Genomic DNA, 5,968 nt, shown 5'->3' on the forward strand with positions numbered 1-5,968 from the left:
TGACCTCCATTGGCTGATGTAGGCACTCCGTCTGTATCTACATCTGTGATTGTTAGTGCTGTAGTAGACTCTAAATTATTATAAGTAAATCCGCCATCACCTTCTAAGGCATCTGGACATCCATCGCCGTCTGAGTCTAAGTCTAAACAGTCTGAAATACCGTCGTTATCTGTATCTGGCACAAAATAAACCTCAAAGGCGATAAACTCAGTAAATGCTTCTCCTGAAGCCGTATTATAACCTAATTCAGGGTATTTATTATCTATACCTACCGTAGTAGAAGTACCTCCTGAAAGGATACTATTAGTTAATGTTACCTCTGATACAGCCATTGGAAAATCAACATACCATTCAGCGTTTACATTATTAACTGTATAAGTTCTAAAACCTCCACCACTACTAATAGATCCTGAGGTATCTAATCCTTCTATTTGCCTATTGTCTAAATTAAAACCTGTTGGAGCTCCAGCTGTATACATTGAAGTACCAGGAGTAGCTTCATCAAAATATTGAGCACTTTCTCCACCTGACCAACTAAACGTATAATCGGCCGCTTGATTATTACCTGTTGTCCTTGTTAATACTTGTTTAACTCTAATGACTGGCTTATAACCTGGAGTAACATTATTAAGACTTAGAGTATAACTAAAACTATCTGGATTAATCGCGTTAACACCTACCGCATACAACTCTATTCCGTTACCTGTAGGAATATACTGAGTACCACTATAACCTGAAAGAGTGTCTTCTGATATGGAATAGTCTGCTGTGGCTCCAGATCCATCGGTAAGTGTACCTGTTTGACCTCCTGTAATGGTTGTAGGTATTAATGTACATTCTAAAGTATCTAAAATACCATCATTATCATCATCTAAATCTACAAGATCGGATACGCCATCGCCATCGGTGTCGGTTAATACTGTAATATATAAATTTGCTGTATCGGTTCCTCCGTTTCCATCACTTACTGTATAAGTTATAGTAGTAATAGTACCTGAATAACCTGAAGCTGGAACAAATGTATAACTACCGTCTGAATTAATTGTTAAATTACCTTCTGTTAATGATGCTGAATCTCCTACTGAATAAGTTGTTCCATCTGCTACAAATTCTGTTATACTTAAAGTATCTCCGTCTGAATCTATATCGTTTGTTAATAGGTCATCTGAAGATCCATCTGCAACTGTTAATGTTACATCTTGAGAAATCATATTAGTATTATCAACTGCTACTGGATTTGTGTTTGGAACCGGAACTATAGTTATTGAACCAGAAGTTGAATTATTAACTGTTTCTGTTTCTGAACATTGACTTGTAAATGAAAGTGTAGACGTAGAGTTTACAGGTGAAGCCGTAACTACTTGGTCACAACTAACTGTAATTGAAAAAACAGCCTCTTCTCCTTTATCAAAATTACCTCCAGAGTTAGCTATTTGTAAAGTGTTGGTAGAAGTATCATGAGTAGTAACTGTAAACAAACCTACAGGATCACAAACAAATGAAACAAGTGTAACTTCCGAGGGTAAAGTTATAGTTATTGTAGCATTACCCGTTGGTATATAATCAGATGTTACTGAAGCCCCACTGTTGTATACAGCTTCTATTACTGCTTGACTTCCTACCTCATAAGAGGGTAAAACAGCACCTATAGATGTAGCTTGTAAATCTACCCCTTTATTACTAGGAGTAGTAGTATCACATTGGGCTACTAAATTGCTATAACTAAATATTAATAGACAGAACAGTATTAATGTTTTATTTATTGTTTTCATTTCTTTTTCTTTATTTAGTTTGTTTTTATTTCTAATACAATAACATTATTATCCGTAGGTGTTTCTCCCCCACCGCTTCCTGCTGTTACAGTTGCAGTTGTAGTAAAGTCACCAAAAATATTTGACAGTCTTTTTACTTTAAAAAGAATAAAATGCTGAGAAGCATTTGCTAAAACAACACCAGGGTTAGATTCTAAAACATATGTAAGTTCTGTAGAAGTTATTGTGAACTTATCATTATCTAAATTAACTGTCTGACCTTGAATAGTTACAGAATCTTGATTTGCTATAGTATGTTCTAAACCAGTAGTCGATAATAAAAACTTATCTACAACTACACTATATGTATCACTTGTAGATCCATCTCCTATATTTCTTATAATGAGTAACATATCAACCTCTTTATCAAGACTTAATTGAGTTGAAGAAAATACCATTGAAGGTGTTAAATCTGGAAGAGGAGTTGCTGCATCACCAAAAACATTTGGTTCTAGGTCATCTACATCTTGAATACCATCTCCATCAGTATCAGGTCCGCTAGATACGGAACCATTGGGTTCTATGTAATCTGAACTACCATTACCATCTGTATCTGGCTCATTTCCAGAATTTAAATCTCCAAAACTTGTTGAGCTTTCATCTGCAGGGTCTTGTATACCGTCTCCATCTGTATCGGGTCCGTTAATTAAGCCATCTCCATCTGTATCTCCATCTGGATGTGATCCTTCTTCTACATCATTAATTCCATCGTTATCTGAATCTAAATCTAAAAAATCAGGAACTCCATCTGTATCACTATCTATAGGGTTTGAGGCATTTAAATCGCCAAAGTTATCGTCATCTCCATCAACAGTATCTGGAATTCCATCTTCATCTGTATCATCTCCATCAACTAGGCCATCTCCATTTGAATCTACAGATATATTACCGCTTTCAACTACATCATTAATTCCATCATTATCTGAGTCTAAATCTTGTTGATTTGGTACGCCATCACCATCTGTATCAACTTCTGGATTACCTTTAGATCCAGCACTACTAGGAATACCATTTTCATCTACAGAGCCATCTGCTAAACCATTATTATTTTCATCTGTACCCATAGATTCTATAACGTCATTAATACCGTCATTATCTGAGTCTAAGTCTTGAAAATCAGGAACATTATCTCCATCTGTATCTACTAAAGTGTAATTAACTCCAACTTCTTCATCAGAACCGTCAGAATTTTGAACTACATCTGGAATCCCATCAGTACCAATAGAGCCATCAAGTCGCCCATCTTGATCTATATCATTTTGATTATGACCTGCTTCAACAATATCTAATATTCCGTCGTTATCACTATCTAAATCTGAAGAGTCAGGTATACCATCTCCATCAGTGTCACCCCCATTACTTGCAGTTGCCTCTTCAATAGTATCAGGTATACCATCATTATCGTCATCTAAATCATTTGCATCAACAATACCATCATTATCTCCGTCTCTACAATTCTCTACGTTACTACTATCTAAACCTGCTCCAGTTCCTTGCCCTGCTAGAGCCACTATTGGTACTCCATAAAAAGCACTTGTAGAATCTGTGTTTACATTATTCCCTAAGTTTTGTATTACAGAATTGTTTGTTGTACCTGTAAAGGCACCTCCATTACTTGTATTACCACCATCCATAGTAGAGTTTACCAAGGTTTTGGTAAAGATTCCGTCTCCTTCTATAGCATCAGGACATCCATCTCCATCACTATCTAAATCTAAACGATTTGGAATTCCATCTCCATCTTCATCACATTCTAAATCTGAACCTAGTATCTCACAAGTAGCCGAAGAATTATACCATGTACTATCTATATCTATCCAAGTAACACCTCCATCAGTACTGTATTCAAAAGGAGAAACTGAATATGAAACCCACTGATCTACCACATATTCTCTTAAAAAATGACCAGTTTCTGATACTACTATTTCTGCTTCAAACAACCAAGGCTCTCCTCTAGCATAACCTATACCCACTGAATTACCAGCAGAAGCCCAATCTTCATAACCAAAAGGCGGTGTAGCTCCTCCTAATTGTCCAACAAAATTAGTTGTATTATCCATATCTAAAAGTGGACCATATGTAGGATGCACTGGATCTATCCAATTATTTGGGTCACAATTTGTTGCTATTACCCAAGCACCTGATTGTACAGGAGTACCATTAATTATAGGATCTACTCTAATCTTAATTGTAGTTCCATATAAACTCGAAGGGAATTGAACCCACATATCTGAAACAATTAACTCTAAAACTTGCGAACCGTCATTAGACAAACAATTTGTTGAAAGAGCACTATTTGACGGGGCATCACATAAGGATGTTGATGTTGGATTTGCTGATTCTATAGGCAATCCATATTCATCTAAGCCTCCTAATATACCACCTTCTGTTATTGGCACAATTGAATGAGGTAAAGCTTCTGTTGAAATACCTGTCCAATACCTAGTACTCCATTTTCCATCTGATACTATAGATAAAGCAGATAAAGGTATTGGTAAACATTCATCTACATCTAAAATACCATCATTATCATCATCTAAATCCAATGAATCTGGTATTCCATCACTATCAGTATCTACTATTTGATCACATGCTGTTGTATCTAAACTATTTTGTGAAGTACCTACTCCTTGTCCTTCACCAACTATTAGTGGCACACCATAGCTTGAACTAGCTGAGTCTGTATTTACTACTCCTAAATCTGAGATTTCTAAACTCGCATCTCCTTCTATAGCATCCGGACAACCGTCTCCATCTGCATCTGTATCAAAACTATTTAAAATCCCATCGTTGTCTAAATCATTGTTTTCAGGACCGCTACACACTGTTGTTACTCCAGAATTTATTACTTGAGTTATACTTGTAACTCCAGCATAACCTTCTGGTGCATTTAAATAAGGTGTACATTTTCCTGTATTGGATGTATCATATTCAATACGAATAATTAACTCATTCGTTGTTGGTGTATATGTATAGTTTACTAACTTTCTTTCACTATAACCAACATTACTATTCACAGTTGCTTGCGTTACTCCATCAACCTTAAATCTTCCAACAATGGATCCTAAGTGCTCGTAATCCACTCGATTTGATTCAATAACTCCAGTAATTGTAACAGGATAATTTGGCGTAACAGAATACTTTGCATACCACCAAACCGTAGTATTGGTATCATTATATGTACGTAAACCATTTTTGTTACCGTAAGTATTTCCATTAGTTTGGCTACAACCAGATACCAACACGGTACTTGTAGAATGATAACCCCCTACATTCCAGCCAGTTCGCATATTAATAATATTTACTTCTTCTTCTTCTTCACAGTACACTGTGGTTTCATCAATATCCAAAATACCGTCATTATCATCGTCTAAATCTTCTTCATTACAAATACCATCTCCATCAAAATCGTCTCCATCGTCAGTTCCTCCTATTATACCTAAACATGTATACTCCCCAAATAAATTTAATGCCTCTTTATTTTTAACAACAAAAGGTATATTTTCATTATCAACCAGTAATTCTGTGTCGAGTTTATTGAATTCTTTTGAAAATGTATTTTCGGAAAGTATAAAACAAGAACTAAAAAATAGAATCAAGCTACTTATTAGACTAATTGGATTATTAAAATTTCTTTTTCTTGTGTTACAACAAGTAATAATGCGTAAAATTTTTTTCATCTCTTTTGATAAAATTAATTCGTAAACTTATATTTAACTGAAAATTAAATTGTTATTGCTTTTTATAACAATACCTTAATTATCATTAACTATCGTTTTTAAGAGTTGATTTTTTCACTACATTTTATTTACTTTTTCAGGCGATAAAGCTTTACTTAATAAAATGTATTTTAGATGAATTAAACAAAAAATTGTTTATTGTGTTGGGGAATAAATGTATCAATTTAGTAAAAAGAAAAATTAAACTATACTAATGGATATATTTTTAAGATTGCAAATGTAATCTATTTTTTTTTAATACATAAATTCAATATATTATGTTGATCTACATGTGTTTAATATGGTTATTTATGGTAAAATAATTCAATAATATTTTATCATAAATAACCATATTTTTTAATTAATTATTATTGTTTGGTGTTGAGTCTTTATCTTTTAAAGGCAAACTATATATTTCTGCTTTATTTGTTAAAATAC

General features: G+C 34.1%; 2 protein-coding genes. Both read right to left on the reverse strand.

The genetic code is table 11. The features are described from left to right. On the reverse strand, window positions 1-1,772 hold a 1,772-nt coding region (locus Q0733_RS12610), incomplete at its 3' end, for an Ig-like domain-containing protein (protein WP_298782643.1). A 14-nt stretch (window positions 1,773-1,786) separates the two neighbouring features. Continuing rightward, window positions 1,787-5,491 carry a hypothetical protein gene (locus Q0733_RS12615; protein ID WP_298782645.1) on the reverse strand — a complete coding sequence of 1,235 codons (3,705 nt, stop codon included), beginning with the start codon at window positions 5,489-5,491 and terminating at the stop codon, window positions 1,787-1,789. Between the last annotated feature and the right edge of the window lie 477 nt (window positions 5,492-5,968).

It is taken from the genome of uncultured Polaribacter sp., from assembly GCF_947500975.1.
In the GTDB taxonomy this organism is placed as follows: Bacteria; Bacteroidota; Bacteroidia; order Flavobacteriales; family Flavobacteriaceae; genus Polaribacter.

What these genes read in the sequence shown, in the direction of transcription:
- Q0733_RS12615 (WP_298782645.1), bottom strand. Translation starts at nt 5,491, where the DNA reads ATGAAAAAAATTTTACGCATTATTACTTGTTGTAACACAAGAAAAAGA.